Raw genomic sequence first — 17,602 nt, 5'->3', positions numbered from 1 at the left:
GACGGGCCATGCGGGAACGCGCGACGCAGTCACGAGTAAAACGAAAATCGCCCCAAATACAGGGCCGCTACGCCCGTGCAGCACGCGCAACTGTTGCGGTAGTTGGGCTTGTCGCTATTGCTGGCTGTGCGGCGCTGTCAAACGAAGGGCGTGATCGCCCGTTGGAATCCTACACCGCCGAAGAAATCTACCAACGTGGTGAATTTGAACTTGCCGAGAGCAACCCCGAAGAAGCTGCGCGCTTTTTTGGCGAGGTCGAGCGGCTTTATCCTTATTCTGAGTGGGCCAAGCGCGGTCTGATCATGCAGGCATTCGCGTTCCACAAAGACCGTGATTACCCAAGTTCACGCGCAGCGGCACAGCGATTTATTGACTTTTATCCTGCAGATGAGGATGCGGCATATGCGCAGTACCTCTTGGCGCTTAGCTTTTACGACCAGATTGATGAGATCGGTCGCGACCAAGGTTTGACGTTTCAGGCGTTGCAGGCATTGCGCACTGTGATCGAGCGTTATCCTGATACGGAATATGCCCGCTCTTCAATTTTGAAGTTTGATCTGGCTTTTGATCACCTTGCGGCCAAGGAGATGGAAATTGGCCGTTATTACTTGCGCAAAGGCCACTTTACGGCGGCCATTAACCGCTTTCGCGTGGTTGTTGAAGATTTCCAAACAACTTCACACACACCCGAAGCGTTACACCGCTTGGTCGAAAGCTACGTGTCACTTGGCTTGGCTGATGAAGCAAAAACAGCCGGTGCGATCCTTGGGTATAATTTCCAGTCAACGGACTGGTATCAAGATAGTTTCAATTTGTTGACGAGTAACGGTCTTGAGGCAGAGGCCAGCGGAGACAGCTGGTTGCGCCAAATTTACCGTCAGGTTCTCAAGGGCGAATGGCTGTAGCACGAAGATGCTGCGCGGGCTCGACATACGGGACATGCTTATCATTGACCGACTGGAGTTGAACTTCAGCGCGGGGCTCAACGTTTTGACGGGCGAAACCGGTGCGGGTAAATCCATTCTTCTCGATAGTCTTGGCTTTGTATTGGGCTGGCGTGGACGTGCGGAATTGGTCCGTCAAGGAGCTGACCAAGGGGAAGTGACCGCGTGGTTTGAGCTGTCACCGGATCATGCGGCGTTTGATGTTTTGCGTGAAGCGGGATGGGACGTTGAGGATGAGCTGATCCTGCGCCGGGTGAATACTCGCGATGGGCGCAAAACCGCGTGGATCAACGACCGCCGAGCCAGCGGTGAGGTGCTACGCGCTGTGTCCGAGACTTTGGTTGAATTGCACGGACAACATGATGATCGCGGTTTGCTGAATGCGCGCGGCCACCGTGCTTTGCTTGATGAATTTGCAGGCCTTGAGGCTGCGCTGTCTGATGTGGCGGCCGATTGGCGAAACGTTCGGGTTGCAAACCGTGCGTTAGATGCGGCTCGGGCTGAGCTGGTCGCCGTTAAAGACGAAGAAGAATTTTTGCGCCACGCTGTGGGGGAGCTGGATGCGCTTGCCCCTGAGCCCGGCGAAGAAGCCGCACTCGATACGCGCCGACGTTTGATGCAAGGCGCAGAGAAAATTCGTGATGATATTGCCCGTGCGCACACTGCCATGGGGCGTGACGGCGCAGAAGCGCAGCTGGATGCGGCGATGCGTTGGCTTGATGATGCCGCGAGCGGCGCAGAAGGCGGCCTTGATGAGCCCGTTGCAGCGCTTTCGCGAGCCATGTCAGAACTTGCCGATGCACAAGCAGGCGTAGACCGTGTGCTTGATAGTCTGGCGTTTAATCCGTCCGAGCTTGAAGACACCGAAGAGCGGCTTTTTGCGATCCGTGCTCTTGCGCGCAAACACGACGTGTTGCCTGATGATTTGGCCGCGTTTGCAGATGAGTTGCGTATCAAACTGCAGGCTCTGGATGGTGGGGCGCACAAGATTTCCGATCTTGAGGCAGCATTGGCTGCGGCGCAAAAGACGTATGATCGTGCCGCTGACGCATTGACCGCGCAACGCCAACTGGCCGCTGCTAATCTTGATGCCGCAATGTCGGCAGAGCTTGCGCCTTTGAAGATGGAGCGCGCGGTTTTCACCACCGATGTCACGCCTTGTGATTCTGGGCCGACCGGCAAAGACGAAGTTGCTTTTCGCGTGGCGACCAACCCGGGCGCGCCCTCAGGCCCGCTTAACAAGATTGCGTCTGGTGGCGAATTGAGCCGTTTCTTATTGGCGCTGAAAGTATGTTTGACGCGGTCTACGACAGGGCTGACCATGATCTTCGACGAGATTGATCGTGGGGTCGGGGGTGCCACAGCGGATGCTGTTGGTCGCCGATTGGCTGAAGTCGCGAGTGCGGGGCAAGTTTTGGTTGTGACACACAGTCCCCAAGTTGCGGCATTGGGCGCGCATCATTGGCGTGTAGAAAAGCGCGTGACTGCAGGAGCAGACGGGGACATTACCACATCGACGGTTGTGCCATTAAACGCGGGCGACCGCGTTGATGAGCTAGCACGAATGCTTTCTGGCGACAAAATTACCGACGAGGCGCGTGGCGCGGCCCGCGCTTTGCTGGGTGGCTGATGCTTGGTGGCGGTACATCAGGGGTGTGGCAAAACCTGCGTGCGTCACTTCGTCAGGCAGCGCACACGCTGCGTGATGTGATCCGCCTGATCCGCGCGAACGGCCCCAGTCAAATCCAGTTTTGGTTCATCGCACTTGGGGTCGGTATTGCTGCGGGTTTTGCCGCTGTTTTCTTTCGTAAAGGCATCACTGCGTTGCAAAGCTGGGTCTACGGCGCGCCTGATATTCAGCGTATTCATTCGTTTGCGGCAGACCTGCATTGGATCTGGCTTGTGACGCCGCCCGTGATTGGCGGGCTTATCGTGGGACTTATATTGCATAACTTCACCGAGGATGGACGCGTGCGCAGTGTTGCAGACGTTATAGAAGGCGCTGCGATGAACGAGGGGCGCGTTGAACGGCGTGCCGGATTGGCATCAGCGGCAGCGTCGCTGATTACGCTTTCAACTGGTGGCTCAACAGGCCGCGAAGGACCTGTGGTGCACATGGCAGCGGTTCTTTCGACGTGGGTTAGCAATTGGATTAAAGCAGACGGAATTACGGGGCGTGATCTGTTGGGGTGTGCGGTGGCCGCTGCTGTATCGGCCAGTTTTAACGCCCCAATTGCAGGTGCACTTTTTGCGCTTGAGGTGATCTTACGGCACTTCGCCGTCCATGCGTTTGCACCGATCGTGATCGCCTCGGCTGCGGGTACGGTGATCAATCGATTGATGTTTGGCGACGTGACCGAATTCACACTAAGCCAAGCGAACACCCTGTCATTTTACCAAGAATTGCCTGCTTTTTTGATGCTGGGCCTGACATGCGGCTTGGTAGCCGTTGTCATGATGCGGACAATTTTCTGGGCGGATGATGTCACGACACGCTGGCAGGCGCGGTTTGCGATACCGCGGTATCTACGCCCTGCGTTCGCCGGTCTCGCTTTGGGCGTTTTGGCTATCGGCTTTCCGCACATCATTGGCGTGGGCTACGAGACTACTTCGGCAGCGCTTACAGGAAGCCTGCTCTGGCACGAAGCGCTTGTATTTGCAGTGCTGAAAGTAGTTGCTGTAGCGATCACCATGGCTGGCCGGATGGGGGGCGGGGTATTTTCGCCGTCTTTGATGGTGGGTGCGCTGACAGGGCTGACATTTGGATATGTGGCAACCGCGCTGCTTCCCGATGTATCGGGTGCTACGACGCTTTATGCCTTGGCGGGCATGGGGGCTGTCGCAGCTGCAGTTTTAGGCGCACCGATTTCAACGACTTTGATTGTGTTCGAGCTTACCGGAGATTGGCAAACTGGACTGGCGGTGATGGTTGCAGTGTCACTTTCTACGGCTGTGGCCAGTCGGTTGGTGGATCATTCGTTCTTTTTGTCTCAGCTTGAACGGCGTAACATCCACCTTGCGGCAGGGCCACAGGCCTATTTGTTGGCACTATTTAACGTGGCGAACGTCATGCGCCCCGTGTCCGACGAGAACGCTGCAAGCACAGAACACTGCTGGGAGCTGATCGAACAGGGGGTCTATGTGGACGGGAACGCAACGCTTGAGCAGGCGATGCCTTTGTTCGAGGCCTCAAATATCAGCTTTATTCCCGTCGTCACATTGGGTGGTGAAGATGCGCCACCTGAATTGTGGGGCGCGCTTTTTCAAGTGGATGCCCTACGTGCGTACAACAAGGCGCTGGCCGAAACTGCCGCCGAAGAGCACAGCTAAAGCTTAGACGTTCTCGACAGTGACCCGCGATGTGTCAAAAGCGATGTGCCCTTTGATGCGCATGGCTGCTTCGGTAGGGTTTTCATACGACCAAGCGGCGTCTTCAAGAGAACCGGATTTTGTCTGAATGGTGTAGTGGCTCGCAGCGCCCTTGGCGGGGCAGTTGGTCACTGTCTCTGAGGTATCCAAAAAGGCCATCGCCACGTCTGTAACGGGAAAGTACATCACTTCTGCCAAATCACCTTCGCTCAGGATCAGTGCGTCACGGGTTTCGCCGATGACTGCACCAGCCACACGGACGACTGTCGTTGTATCTGCACGGCGAACGTTAATGGTGTTGGTCATATGTGATCCTTTCAAAGAGGCGCCGTAGCCTGCTCAAGCCATGCCGCCGCTGATTTTGACAGTTTACCTGATAATTTACGACTAATGTCCGCGTGATATGCATTGAGCCACGCGCGTTCATCTGCGCTCAGAGTGTCTGTATCTATCAATCGGCGATCAATTGGAACCCATGTCAGTGTTTCAAAACACATCATTGGTGTTCGGGTCTGTTCTGCATCACGTACAATCACCAAATTTTCGATGCGGATGCCAAATTTGTCCTCGACGTAGTAGCCGGGCTCATTCGACAAAATCATGCCTGCTTGCAAAGGCTCGTGCGAGGCGCGGCTAATCCGCTGCGGGCCCTCATGGACACACAGGTACACACCGACGCCGTGGCCAGTGCCATGACCGAAATCCAAACCCTCCGACCACAAAAACTGCCGCGCGAGGGGGTCAAGATCACGGCCTGCGGCCCCTTTCGGAAACTTAACCCGCGACACAGCAATCATACCGCGTAAAACTGCCGTAAAACATTTCGTCATCTCGGCAGTCGGTGTGCCAAGCGCAACCGTGCGAGTGATATCGGTTGTTCCGTCGATATATTGCCCACCGCTGTCGATCAGCAGCATTGAGTTTGTATCAAGCTTGCGGTTGGTTTCTTCAGTTACGCGGTAATGAACAATCGCACCATTGGGCCCTGAGCCACAGATGGTTTCAAAACTGATGTCGCGCAGCGCGCCGGTTGCCTCGCGAAAGCTTTCGAGTTTTGTGACAACGTCAATTTCACTAAGTGTGCTGTGATCCGCGGCGTCCAGCCATGCCAAAAACTCAACCATGGCAGCGGCGTCACGGATATGTGCGGACTTGGTACCGCTTAGTTCCGCCTCGTTCTTGCATGCTTTCGGCAAGATGCATGGATCACGGGCCAGTACAGGCCGGGCAAGCTGCGACACCACGGCGACAGGAATGCTTGATTTATCAACAAGCACATCACCTTGTAAGGCCTGTAAGGCTTGCTCAAATTCGCCCCGCTCTCGCAAAGTCAGCCCTTCTTGAGGCTTAAGTTTTGCAAATTTTTGGGTATCGCTGAAAAGCTCAACAGCACCGGTGGCATGCAAAATCGCAAACGCTTGGACAATGGGGTTGCGGGGAATGTCGCTGCCGCGGATGTTCAAAAGCCAACAAATGCTATCAGGGAGCGTTAGTACCGCAGCGCTGTGACCCGCTTTTGACAACTCAGCCGCCAAAGTACGACATTTTTCTCGGGATGTTTTGCCGGCAAGATCTTCGGGGTATGCGATAACTTGACCCTGCGGCCTCTCAGGTTGGCCCGCCCAGATATTGTCGATCAGGTTCTCAGTTGCGCGCAACGCAATGCCCGATCCGTCCAAGGCTTTTGTCAGCGCTTCAATTTCGCCGGCGGTGTGCAGCCAAGGATCATAGGCAACCGTATTGCCGCTCTCGAGCGTGTTGCGCAGCCATTCATGGCGTGGCGTTTCGGTGCTCAGGATCACCTCAAAGTCATCGGCGCATTGGGTGCGCGCTTGTAACGTGTAGCGCCCATCAACCAACATCGTGGCTGAGGTCGCTGTCACAAGACATTCACCCGCAGAGCCTGTGAAACTTGTCAGCCAGCTAAGCCGTGCATCGTGATCATTTACGTATTCGCCTTGATGGGCGTCGGCGCGGGGCACAAGGAAAGCGTCAACCTTTGCGCGCTGCATTTCATTCCGGAGTGCGGCCAATCGTGGCGGTCCGTCTTGGGGGCGTGTGCGCGTTACAAAGGCTTGATGCATTATCCGGCTTTCCTCATTCCCAGTACTTTGGCGCGGGCGCGTGGGTCCGTGTCAAACAGCGAGGCCAGTTGTTCGGTCATCGCGCCAGCAAGTTGTTCAACGTCCGTGATCGTGACCGCGCGATCGTAATAGCGGGTTACATCGTGCCCAATACCGATCGCAACCAGTTCAACTGCCTTACGTTTTTCAACCATAGCAATCACGTCGCGTAAGTGTTTTTCAAGATAGTTGGCAGGGTTGACGGACAAGGTCGCATCATCAACGGGTGCGCCGTCTGAAATCACCATCAACACTTTGCGCGCTTCTGGTCGCGAGATCATGCGCCGATGCGCCCACTCAAGCGCCTCGCCATCAATGTTCTCTTTCAGCAAGCCTTCTTTCATCATAAGGCCAAGGTTTGGCCGCGCACGCCGCCATGGTGAATCAGCCGATTTATAAATGATGTGGCGCAAATCGTTTAGGCGGCCTGGCTGCTGTGGACGCCCATCCGCGAGCCAGTTTTCACGGCAAAGTCCACCTTTCCACGCCCGCGTCGTGAACCCCAGAATTTCTACTTTCACCTGACAACGCTCAAGCGTTCGCGCCATGACATCTGCACAAATTGCCGCAATCGAGATAGGCCGCCCACGCATGGAGCCGGAGTTGTCGAGTAGCAGTGTTACGACTGTGTCACGGAACTCTGTGTCTTTTTCAACTTTGAATGAAAGCGGGGTGGTCGGGTTCGCAATCACGCGTGCCAAGCGGCCTGCGTCCAGGGTGCCTTCCTCAAGATCAAATTCCCAGCTTCGGTTTTGCTGTGCTTGAAGGCGGCGCTGAAGCTTGTTCGCAAGGCGCGAAACCGCGCCCTTTAAAGGGTCAAGCTGCTGGTCAAGATAAGCGCGCAGTCTTTCCAACTCGGCAGGTTCGGCAAGATCTTCGGCGCGGATTTCTTCATCGTGCTCTGTCGACCAAGCCTCGTAAAGGGGGTCTGCATCGGAAATGGGCTGTGGCGCCGGTGGCTCAGTAGGGGCCTCGCCTTCGGGCATTTCGGTCTCTTCGCCCATGTCTTGCTCAGCGGCATCATCAAGCTGAACTGATGACTGCGCAGCATCCTGTTGCTGTTCTTGGCTTTGCTCAGGGTTGGCCTCGGCTTCTTCCTCACCAGTGTCATCATCCGAGCCAGTGCTATCAGGCTCTTGGGGGTCCTCAGATGCGCCGTCGCTGTCGTCTGCTTCGTCATCCTCAAAGTCGTCGGGATCATCACCAAGCTGATCGCCGTAGCCCAAGTCATCAATGATCTGACGTGCAAACTTCGAGAAACTTTGCTGGTCTTGCAGCATCTCTGACAGGTTTTCGAGAGTGCCACCTGCGCGGTCCTCTATAAATCCACGCCACAGCTCCATCACATTTTGTGCACCGGCAGGAAGTGGGCGACCCGTTGCGAGATGACGGATCAGGTAGCCCGCGGCAACCGCGAGGGGCGCTTCTGCGGGTTCTTTGATTTGGTCATAGCCTTTGCGCAGCGCGTCATTGGTAATTTTCACATCGATATTCGAAGCGGTGCCTGGCATGTATTCGGCGCCAACTGCTTCAATCCGAGCCGTTTCCATAGCCTCGTAAATATCGCGGGCCATCTGTCCATCTGGAACGTAGCGGTTGTGCGTTGATGGATCGTGAAACTTATGGCGTAGTGCCAAAGCATCCGCAGTGCCACGCGCAAGCAGCACCTCATCGCGGGTCATGCGGCGGCTGATCTGGGGCAGACGGATCGTTTCGTTTGTTGCTCCGGGTGGGTCGACTGAAAAGCTGACGGACAAATCTGGGTCGTTGGCCATTACTTTTGTGGCCTCGGCGAGTGCCTTTTTGAACGGGTCCGCGGGGTTGTCGTTGTTTTTCGTCATGATCAGCAATCTAGTGCGATTGGCGTAGGGCACAATCGAAATATTGAGCAAAAATTGGGGCGTGGGTGGCGTCCCATGGGGACGCCTGTTGGCCTATCGTCAGCCCTTTGCCTCAGCCCAGGCTGGCGTTTGCAGCGCTTTCAGGAAGCTCTTCGTCAAAGCAGCGTTGGTAGAATTCGGCGACTGTCTGGCGTTCGAGCTCGTCACATTTGTTCAAGAACGAAAGTCTGAAAGCATAGCCAACGTTACCAAAAATTTCTGCGTTTTGTGCCCAAGCAATGACTGTGCGCGGGGACATAACCGTTGAGAGGTCACCGTTCATAAATGCAGTACGCGAAAGGTCTGCGACCTGTACCATTTGTTGAAGTGTTTTGCGCCCGTGATCTGTGTCGTAGTAAGGCGATTTAGCAAGAACAATCGAGGCTTCTTTCTCAACAGATAGGTAGTTCAACGTTGAGACAAGTGACCAGCGGTCCATTTGACCTTGGTTGATTTGCTGCGTGCCGTGATAAAGTCCCGTTGTATCGCCCAAACCGACGGTGTTGGCTGTTGCGAAGATACGGAAATACGGGTGCGGTGTGATCACTTTGTTTTGGTCGAGCAGTGTAAGTTTGCCGTCTACCTCCAATACTCGTTGGATCACGAACATCACATCTGCACGACCGGCGTCATATTCATCAAAAACAATTGCAGTTGGCGTGCGCAGAGCCCAAGGCAGAATGCCCTCTTGGAAATCAGTGACCTGCTTGCCGTCACGCAGCTTAATTGCGTCTTTACCAATAAGATCAATTCGGCTGATGTGGCTGTCGAGGTTCACCCGCACGGAGGGCCAATTCAGGCGCGCCGCAACTTGCTCGATATGGGTAGATTTGCCGGTGCCATGATAGCCCTGAATCATCACGCGGCGGTTATGTTCGAACCCCGCGAGGATCGCCAAAGTTGTATCGTGATCAAATTTGTACGTAGGGTCCAACTCCGGCACGCGGTCAGAGGCTTCTTCAAACCCGTGAACCACCATATCCACGTCGATACCAAATGTTTCACGAACCGAAATTGGTTTGGTGGGCTTTGCTTCAATATCGATCATTCCGTCAGCCATTTGAAAGGGTCCTACCTACGTCTTGTCATGTTGTTGCGTCGTTGGGTGCAACATAATCCAAGTCTCGGCAAGGGCTAGGGCTAAAATACTCCCGTTAGGCGGCGCCCACATCCGCATAGTGAGATGTGCCTCCTCCGTTTGCGTTTGCGTCGCTGTGTTGGAAGACGGAAATCGCGCCTTGGATGTTGGCCACTTGCGATTTTAGGTTCTGCGCAGTCTCGCGCCCCGTGAGTGCAATATTGGCGTTATGCTGCGTCAGCTTGTCCAATGCTTCAAGGGCAGTCGAAATTTCCGTAAGACCACCCACTTGCACTTCACTACCTTCACGCAAATCGCCAAGATTTGCGGACATCTTCTGAACCTGTGCCAGAATGTTTGTCAGTGCGTCTCCCGTGTTGCCCACTAAGGCGGCACCTTTTGTTACATCGCTGACGTTGGTTTCGATCAGCGTTCTGATATCACTAGACGCATTGGCCGAGCGCTGTGCTAGCGCGCGCACTTCTGTTGCGACTACAGAGAAACCTTTACCCGCTTCGCCGGCGCGGGCGGCCTCAACCGACGCATTGAGGGCAAGAAGGTTTGTTTGAAAAGCGATTTCATCGATCACGCCGACAATTTTACTTATTTCACCAGATGCGGTTTCGATGTCTTTCATTGCATCCACAGCTTTTGAAACGACGTTACTGGCGTTTTCGGCCTCCATAGAGGTGGTATCTGCAAATCGGCTGATGTCACCAAGTGTTTTTGTGGATTGGTCAACGCGGTCTTTGATCTGCAACATGGCAGCTGTGGTTTCTTCCAGAGCACTTGCCTGCTGTTCAGCGCGTTTGGCCATGTCGTTCGAGCTTAGCGTCATATCAGCAGATTGGTGGTCAAGCTGTGAGCAGTCCGTTTGAATGGTGCTCACCAGCTGCGCGAGCGACTGTACCGTTTCGTTTACGGTTTCTTGCAGCCTTGCAAAAGCACCGTGGAAAGTACCCTCCATACGCGCCCCTACGTCACCTGATGCCAAGCGCTCCATCACAAGGCCCGTAGTTTGTAGCCCGTCTTCAACTTGAGCAACCAGCGCATTTATGGAGGCGGCTACGTTCTGCAAATCACGGTCTTCAAACTTTGATACGATCCGTTTTGTGAAATCGCCGTCTGACGCAGCATCCACCACGTTTGCGATGTCGGCGCGCAACCTGACCATTTCAGCATTTTCAACGGCTATTCGTTTGGCCTCTTTTTCTTGCTGCTCACGTTCTTTCTTGAGCTGCGCTTCACGTTGCTGGGCATTTGCTTGCTCAAGCTCGATCCGTTTGTTGGCTTCTTTTGCATTCTGGCGTGTCAGTTCTTTGGCGCGCGCCCCTTCTTTACGCAGAACATCCAATGCACGTGCGATCTGGCCAAGCTCGTTTTTGCGGTCTAACCCGCTGACCTCTAGGTCGAAATCACCGTCTGCTACGGCCATCATTTCTGAAATTGAGCTTGAGATATCACGGCGCAAGTTGGCTACAAAAGCTGCGGAAGATATCAACCCGAATAGAAGTACCGCGCCCGACGCGATGGCGAACGTAAGGACTGAACTGTCCTTTTCTGCAGCAAGCTCAGCCCGGTTGGTTGTATCAGCTTTTGCGGTCTGCTGTACAAGTTGAGCAAGTAGGCTGCGCGCAGTGATGTTGTGACTATCGATTGTCGCGTAAAGACTGCGTCGTTCCGTGCGAGACGCGGTCAGCTGATCAATCACTGTGACATAGCCACTGAGCAGCTTTTCGACTTCAATTGCGAAGACCTGATAAGGCTTGTTTTGGGTCCGTTGGATAATTTGAGAGACATTATCAGCGGAAGTCGCGAGCAATGCGCGGGCATCTTCAAGCAGTTCGGGATTACCGGTCGCCAGAAAGTCACGTACGAAGGTTTGCGCTGTCATGGCATCAATGAGCGCCAAGTTACCACGGTATGCGGAAAAGCTGTCACCAATTGCGTAAGCCGCCTCAATAACGGCCTTCGTTTGCTTGATTTGTTCGTCCCCAATGTCGCGCAGCGACGTGTTGGCTTCTCTGAATTTTGTTTGCGCTTGTTTCAGTGCCACAACATCAGTGTCGAACGCGTTTAATGTCGTATTTAGTTCAGCCAGCTTACCCGTAATGTTTGATGCTGAGCCGAGTGTTTGCTGGAGGATCTCCACTTCGGTCTGGGTGGTGTCAAGTTGGGCAACCAGTTGCTCTAGCGTGTCTATGGAAGGCGAGGCGTTGTACGTGCGTAAGGACGCGTCAACGGCGGTATATTTGAAGCTAAGCGCATCAACTCGTGACAAGTGGTCAGTTAGCTTGAAATAGCGGTCTTGCTCGGCCCCCTGATGCTCTGTCTTGAAAATACCAAAACTAAAGACTGCGAATGCCAAGATTTGTAGGACAATCATGCCCCCCATAATTTGACGTCCTAAAGACCAATGCCGCATATCGAACCCCACGCGTTTGTGTTACGTGGGGAGCCCTAGCAGAGACGTGCTTTCGAAAACGTTACCAGAGCAAAAGTAAGCTGCGCAGATTTACTTAAAATTGCGGCTATCTTTGATCTGATCCCACGCCCAGACAACCTCTTGTAGCTTGTCTTCGTCTGAACGGTCGCCACCGTTCATGTCGGGGTGCAATATCTTGATAAGTGCTTTGTAAGACTTACGAATTTCTGTCTTGGTCCAGTGGTCCTTGGCTTCCAAAATCTCGATGGCGCGGCGCTCGGTTGGGGGCAGGCGGCGCGTTGTTGTCCCGGATGTTCGGCCAAGGTTTTGCGTGGCGTTCGCGCCCAAAACTTGGTGTGGGTCATCGACCCCAAGACGCGCCCATGCGCGCTGTTCATCAGGTGTGCGGAAAGGTTTTGTTTCGCGGTCCCAAACCCGATCTTTGTCCATTTGCTCGGCAAAGCTTTCTTCGGATGTGCCGTCGAAGAAGTTCCACTTCAGATTGTATTCGCGCACGTGATCTTTACAAAACCAAAAGTAGTCGTCCAAAATATCGGGGCTTTTGGGGGCGCGATATTGGCCGCGTTCTTCACAGCCCGGCCGATCGCATACGCGGGTAGATGTTTCCGATGCACCAGACATCCCGCGGCGTCCGCGCGGGTTTTTTTTCTTTGCAGAAGACACAGACATATCAAAGCCAAATGGATCGTCTTTTTTCATCTTCAACATCCTTCAGAAAGTGGTGTCCGACTCGGAGCGATAAGAATAGTGTTTTGACAGCGAGGCGAAAGGGGTGAAATCAAGAATATGACGAATAGAATGACACGCAAAGAACGGATCGAGGTGGCTCTTCAGGCTTTGTCCCCAGAGCAGTTGATCGTGGAAGATCAATCAGAGGCACATCGCGGTCATTCAGGCTATCAAGACGGCGGCGAAAGCCACTTTCATGTGATCATCAAAAGTGATGCATTGACCGGTAGCCGGATTGCAAAACACCGCGCGATCCACGCTGCTGTTGGCGCTGATTTGATGGCTGAAATTCACGCATTCTCGATTGATATCAAGTAGTCAGGGCGTTTCGCTGTCGTGGGCATCAGCCTCGAAAATATTGTCGTCAGGTTCTGATTTGCGTGGCACTGCCAGTGATTGTTCGTGTGGTGCGTCGTCCACGGGGCGTCTGAACACAAGCATGTTGTGGTAGACGGTCACACGCCCAGCCAATCCGCTGCGTTCTTGCATGGGAAGGGTGTCAGAGCGTTGATACTCCCACCCGCTGAGCGCCAGATCATTGATCATTTCCTGAACGGCAAACGCAAGCCGTCCCGCGCTACCTTTGCTGCCACGGTTGCGCTTTCCCTTTGTCGGAGCAGGCAGAACTTTATACTCAAATTGAGGCATGGCGCGCGTCTCTCCCAAACACAGTAATCGTTTAACCCTGTAGTTTGCGGGCGACCAATTCGTTCACAGCTTTCGGGTTTGCTTTACCGCCGGTAGCCTTCATGACTTGGCCAACGAACCAGCCTGCAAGTTTGGGGTTTTCCTTGGCTTTGGCGACTTGGTCAGGGTTAGCTGCGATGATTTCATCAACGGCTTTTTCGATGGCACCCAAATCAGTAACCTGTTTCATGCCCCGTTCTTCAACAATCACGGCAGGGTCGCCACCGTCTGTGTAGACGATTTCGAATAAGTCTTTTGCGATCTTGCCGCTGATGTCACCCTTGCTAATCAGAGCAATCACGCCGCCCAGTTGTTCGGGGCTGACAGGACTTTCAGTGATGTCTTTGTCGTCTTTTTTCAGGCGACCAAACAGTTCGTTGATTACCCAGTTCGCCGCCAGCTTTCCGTCTTGGCCATCGGCAGTTTTTTCAAAAAATGCTGCATTTTCTGTATCAGCCGTCAGCACAGATGCATCATAATCGGACAGTCCGAAGTCACTTATAAACCGTGCTTTTTTGGCATCCGGTAGCTCGGGTAAATTTGCGGCCAGGTCGTCGACCCATGATTGCTCAATCTCGAGGGGGAGCAAGTCTGGATCAGGGAAATATCGGTAATCGTGCGCCTCTTCTTTAGAACGCATCGAGCGTGTTTCGCCCTTGTCTGGATCATAAAGGCGAGTTTCTTGCGTGACACTACCACCGTCTTCGACGATTGCGATTTGGCGGCGTGCTTCATATTCGATCGCTTGCTGAATAAAGCGCAGTGAGTTCATATTCTTGATCTCACAACGGGTGCCAAGATGGTCAAAATCTTGGGTTTCCATGTATTTCTCGTACGCGCCTGGACGACATACAGAAACGTTTACATCTGCACGCAGGTTGCCGTTCTGCATGTTGCCATCACATGTACCGAGATAACGCATAATTTGGCGCAGTTTACTGACGTATGCGGCGGCTTCCTCGGGGCCGCGAATATTGGGGCGGCTGACGATCTCCATCAGGGCCACACCTGTGCGGTTAAGATCCACGAAACTCATATTTGGGTCCATGTCGTGGATCGATTTTCCGGCGTCTTGCTCAAGGTGGATACGCTCGATGCGCACAACCCGCGCAGTTCCGTCACCAAGCTCGACCAGAACCTCACCTTCCCCCACAATGGGGTGATAGAGTTGAGAAATTTGATAGCCTTGCGGCAGATCAGGGTAGAAATAGTTTTTCCGATCAAAAGCCGAGTAAAGATTGATATCTGCGCGCAAACCAAGGCCGGTACGGACAGCTTGGGCGACACATTCTTCGTTAATGACAGGCAACATACCCGGCATGCCCGCATCAACGAATGCAACGTTGGCATTTGGCTCTGCGCCGAACTGTGTTGAGCTTGCAGAGAAAAGCTTTGCCTTTGTCGCGACCTGAGCATGGACTTCTAGCCCAATCACCAGTTCCCAGTCATGTTTCGCGCCTGCGATCACTTTGGGTTTGGGGGCAGTGTGGCTCAGATCCAACATAGACGTATCCTCTTGGTTTTCGACGTCGCTTCTAACGGTGCCCGTAAGCAGGAGCAAGTGAGCACGGCCCAGTCAGCGATGGGTTTGTGTATTATTTCCAGCATTGAGCCGAGGTCCATTGGTGCGGAACCGCGGTAGCCCCCTAAATATAATCTATCCAAGTATCCGCGTTATCATTTCTGTGGTGTCACTGCTCAGGTTTGGCGTTGACAGAATGCGCTTCATTTCAACGCGCATTTTCTCGCCGCGGGCGCTGTCCCACATGGCCCATGTTTCAAATGCAGAAGTCATCCGTGCCGTGGTCTGTGGATTGATCCCATCCAGCGTAATGAGCCAATCGGCCAATAGCGCATACCCGCTGCCATCCGCCGCATGAAAACCTGCAGTATTGGCGGCAAGTGCGCCGAGTGTCGCGCGGAACCTGTTGGGGTTCTTGACGTTGAAGGCCTCGTGTTCTGTGAGAAACTTAGCGACTTTGCTGGCTTCAGCGGGTGCTGCTTGGCCGATCTGAATGCCGAACCATTTGTCGATGACCAGCCGCTCGTGGGCCCATTGTTGGTAAAAGGCCTCAAGGGCTTTCGTGGCATGCTCGGTGCCAATAAGGCAGCCCAATGCAGTGAGTTGGTTCGTCATGTTGTCGGCGTTGGCGTGCTGTTTTGCAGCCTCGGCACCGCCATCAAGACGCGTGATCAGCCCCAAGATACGACCACAAAGCGCGCGTTTGCCTGATTGCTCCGCATCTGGGCGGTAGGCTTGGGTGACTTGGTGCTGCGCAAGGAGCCTTTGCAAGCTATCTTGGGCGGCCTCCGCAAATTGCTGGCTCAAAGTTTCGCGCGCATCATAAATTGCTTGTGGGTCGGGTGTGTGTCCTTGGGATTTGATGTGCGTGGCGATGTCCATCGTAGAAGGCAACGCGCTGGCCAGTGCGCGAAACGCGGGCGCGCGGTCTTCGCTGCGCAGGCTCAAGCACCACGCATCGACGTAAGCATCGGACGGGGTTTTGATGCCGCGCGCCATGTCACCAAGAGTATTCAACGCCAAGGTCCGGCCTGCTTCCCACGCGCTGAATGTATCGCTGTCATGGGCCATGAGACGAAGCAGGTCATTCTCGCTTTGATCTGCGTGCAAAATGATTGGCGCGGCAAAACCACGGTTGAGCGAAAGGGTGGGGGTGTCGGGCGCGCCGCTGTTCTGCTGGTCGCTTGCGGATGCGGTGCTGTCCTGCCAAGCTGGAGAGGTGGTGCGGGTATCGATCGTCCAGCTTTGTGTGGTTTCGTTCAGCATCAAGACATTGGTAGGCGTCAGGTCGCGACCATCTGCATCAATCAACCCGACTGCTAAGGGGATCGGAAGGGCTTCTTTGTGCTGTTGCTGCGCAGAAGGGGGCGTTTCTTGGCGTGCTGTAAGCGTCAACTCACTGCCCTGCCATGCTTGTTCTATGGTCACGTGCGGCGTGCCCGATTGGTGCCACCAGCGAGAGAATCCCGCCAAACGCGGATCATCGCCAAAGCAGGCAAAGAAATCCTCAATCGTGACGGCCTGCCCATCGTGCCGTTCGGAATACTCAGTCAGGCCTTTGTAATAGTCCTCTTCACCCAAGATCGTCATCAACATGCGGATGATCTCGGCGCCTTTTTCGTAGATTGTGGCGGTGTAGAAATTGTTGATCTCTACAAAACTATCAGGGCGTACTGCGTGTGACAGTGGGCCAGCATCTTCGCGAAACTGCCGTCCGCGTAGGGCGTTTACGTCATTGATGCGCGCGACAGCGGGATCACGGGTGTCTGCAGTGAATTGCTGATCCCTGAATACAGTAAGCCCTTCTTTGAGACATAGCTGGAACCAGTCACGACAGGTGATCCGGTTACCAGTCCAGTTGTGGAAATATTCATGGGCGATGATTGCCTCGATACGCTCAAAGTTGGCATCGGTGGCGGTTTCGGGGCTGGCCAAGACCGCAGAGGAATTGAAGATGTTCAGCCCCTTATTTTCCATCGCGCCCATGTTGAAGTCGTCGACGGCAACGATGTTGAAGATGTCCAGGTCATAGGCGCGTCCGTAAATACGTTCATCCCATATCATCGAGGCTTTAAGCGCCTCCATTCCAAATGCGCATTTGTCGATGTCATCTGCACGCACATAAATATTGAGCGCCACATCGCGGCCTTCGGATGTTGTAAATCTGTCTGAATGCGCGACCAGATCACCGGCAACAAGCGCGAACAAATACGCGGGCTTTGGCCATGGATCGTGCCACTCGGCCCAGCCGTCACCACTGTCTGTTGGGTTACCGTTTGATAATAGAACGGGCAGATCAGATATGATGCGGACGGTGAAGACTGACATAACATCGGGCCGGTCCGGGTAATACGTGATACGGCGAAAGCCTTCAGCCTCACATTGGGTGCAGAACATTCCGTTGGACAAGTAAAGCCCTTCAAGTGCGGTGTTAGACTGTGGATCAATCTCGACTTCCGCTTCCCAGGTGAACGGTGCGTCAGGCACATCCGCAGTAAGGCCATAGGGCGTGAGGCTCACATCAACAAGTTGGCCGTCAATGCGCGCCGATATCAGTTTCATGTGCTCGCCGTGTAGATGGAAAGCGCGGTCCGCACTTTCTGGGTTAGGGCGAAATGCTATCTTTGAGGTCACCCGTGTTGCCGTTGGGTGCAGCTGGAACGTTAAATGCACACTGTCCACGAGATACGCGGGAACTGTGTAGTCAGCCAAGTAAATGGTTTGGGGGCTTGCATCTTTCATGGGGTATCCTTGCGCACAAATGTGTCAGCTACGTTGCGCTCAAACGTAGGCCGAGGGATGATGCGGAGCAAGTCGATCCGAC

General features: G+C 54.1%; 13 protein-coding genes. 4 read left to right on the top strand and 9 right to left on the bottom strand.

Annotation, left to right across the window (positions count from 1 at the left end; translation table 11 throughout):
* The first annotated feature begins 8 nt into the window (after positions 1 to 8).
* The 3 genes from OLX08_RS03460 to OLX08_RS03450 are packed head-to-tail and all read left to right on the top strand — an operon-like array spanning position 9 to position 4,274.
* Positions 9 to 905 (top strand): outer membrane protein assembly factor BamD, encoded by an 897-nt coding sequence (locus tag OLX08_RS03460; protein WP_082136603.1) that lies wholly within the window; start codon positions 9 to 11, stop codon positions 903 to 905.
* A 7-nt stretch (positions 906 to 912) separates the two neighbouring features.
* A complete protein-coding gene (gene recN / locus OLX08_RS03455; RefSeq protein ID WP_391482526.1) occupies positions 913 to 2,574 on the top strand; it encodes a DNA repair protein RecN in 1,662 nt (553 codons plus the stop codon).
* Positions 2,574 to 4,274, top strand: a complete 1,701-nt coding sequence (locus OLX08_RS03450) for a chloride channel protein (protein WP_391482524.1) — start codon at positions 2,574 to 2,576, stop codon at positions 4,272 to 4,274. The genes recN and OLX08_RS03450 overlap by 1 nt, the downstream gene beginning before the upstream one ends.
* Before the next feature lie 3 nt (positions 4,275 to 4,277).
* Here the strand turns inward: OLX08_RS03450 and OLX08_RS03445 are convergent, their stop codons facing one another.
* The 6 genes from OLX08_RS03445 to OLX08_RS03420 all read right to left on the bottom strand — a co-directional run bounded on the left by OLX08_RS03445 (position 4,278) and on the right by OLX08_RS03420 (position 12,539).
* Entirely contained in the window at positions 4,278 to 4,619 is a 342-nt protein-coding gene (locus OLX08_RS03445; protein WP_391482522.1) for a DUF427 domain-containing protein, read from the bottom strand.
* Positions 4,620 to 4,630: 11 nt separating this feature from the next.
* Entirely contained in the window at positions 4,631 to 6,397 is a 1,767-nt protein-coding gene (locus OLX08_RS03440) for an aminopeptidase P family protein (protein WP_391482520.1), read from the bottom strand.
* Positions 6,397 to 8,277: a cobaltochelatase subunit CobT gene (gene cobT / locus OLX08_RS03435; RefSeq protein ID WP_391482518.1), complete on the bottom strand. Its 1,881-nt coding sequence runs from the start codon at positions 8,275 to 8,277 to the stop codon at positions 6,397 to 6,399. Before cobT ends, OLX08_RS03440 begins: the two co-directional genes overlap by 1 nt.
* Positions 8,278 to 8,389: 112 nt before the next feature.
* Positions 8,390 to 9,376 carry a cobaltochelatase subunit CobS gene (gene cobS / locus OLX08_RS03430; RefSeq protein WP_391482517.1) on the bottom strand — a complete coding sequence of 329 codons (987 nt, stop codon included), beginning with the start codon at positions 9,374 to 9,376 and terminating at the stop codon, positions 8,390 to 8,392.
* Between the two features lie 94 nt (positions 9,377 to 9,470).
* Positions 9,471 to 11,819 carry a methyl-accepting chemotaxis protein gene (locus OLX08_RS03425; RefSeq protein WP_391482515.1) on the bottom strand — a complete coding sequence of 783 codons (2,349 nt, stop codon included), beginning with the start codon at positions 11,817 to 11,819 and terminating at the stop codon, positions 9,471 to 9,473.
* 90 nt (positions 11,820 to 11,909) lie between these two features.
* Positions 11,910 to 12,539: a DnaJ domain-containing protein gene (locus OLX08_RS03420; RefSeq protein ID WP_048597887.1), complete on the bottom strand. Its 630-nt coding sequence runs from the start codon at positions 12,537 to 12,539 to the stop codon at positions 11,910 to 11,912.
* An 87-nt stretch (positions 12,540 to 12,626) separates the two neighbouring features.
* Here OLX08_RS03420 and OLX08_RS03415 point away from each other — a divergent pair, with 87 nt between their 5' ends.
* Complete coding sequence (locus OLX08_RS03415; RefSeq protein ID WP_391482514.1) at positions 12,627 to 12,887, top strand: BolA family protein; 261 nt, start codon at positions 12,627 to 12,629, stop codon at positions 12,885 to 12,887.
* On the opposite strand, the gene OLX08_RS03410 is transcribed toward OLX08_RS03415, so the two are convergent.
* The 3 genes from OLX08_RS03410 to pepN all read right to left on the bottom strand — a co-directional run bounded on the left by OLX08_RS03410 (position 12,888) and on the right by pepN (position 17,520).
* Positions 12,888 to 13,217, bottom strand: coding sequence for a DUF4177 domain-containing protein (locus OLX08_RS03410; protein WP_391482513.1), 330 nt, complete (start codon positions 13,215 to 13,217; stop codon positions 12,888 to 12,890).
* 31 nt (positions 13,218 to 13,248) lie between these two features.
* Positions 13,249 to 14,760 carry an Asp-tRNA(Asn)/Glu-tRNA(Gln) amidotransferase subunit GatB gene (gene gatB / locus OLX08_RS03405; RefSeq protein ID WP_391482512.1) on the bottom strand — a complete coding sequence of 504 codons (1,512 nt, stop codon included), beginning with the start codon at positions 14,758 to 14,760 and terminating at the stop codon, positions 13,249 to 13,251.
* 153 nt (positions 14,761 to 14,913) lie between these two features.
* The gene (gene pepN / locus OLX08_RS03400) at positions 14,914 to 17,520 is read right to left on the bottom strand and encodes an aminopeptidase N (RefSeq protein WP_391482511.1); all 2,607 of its coding nucleotides are present in this window, start codon (positions 17,518 to 17,520) and stop codon (positions 14,914 to 14,916) included.
* Positions 17,521 to 17,602 lie beyond the last annotated feature (82 nt).

Origin of the sequence: Nereida ignava (assembly GCF_047114695.1) — a bacterium.
Taxonomy (GTDB): Bacteria; Pseudomonadota; Alphaproteobacteria; order Rhodobacterales; family Rhodobacteraceae; genus Nereida; species Nereida ignava.
The sequence above is the reverse complement of the archived record's forward strand: the minus strand, read 5'-3'. Positions and strand labels throughout refer to the sequence as shown.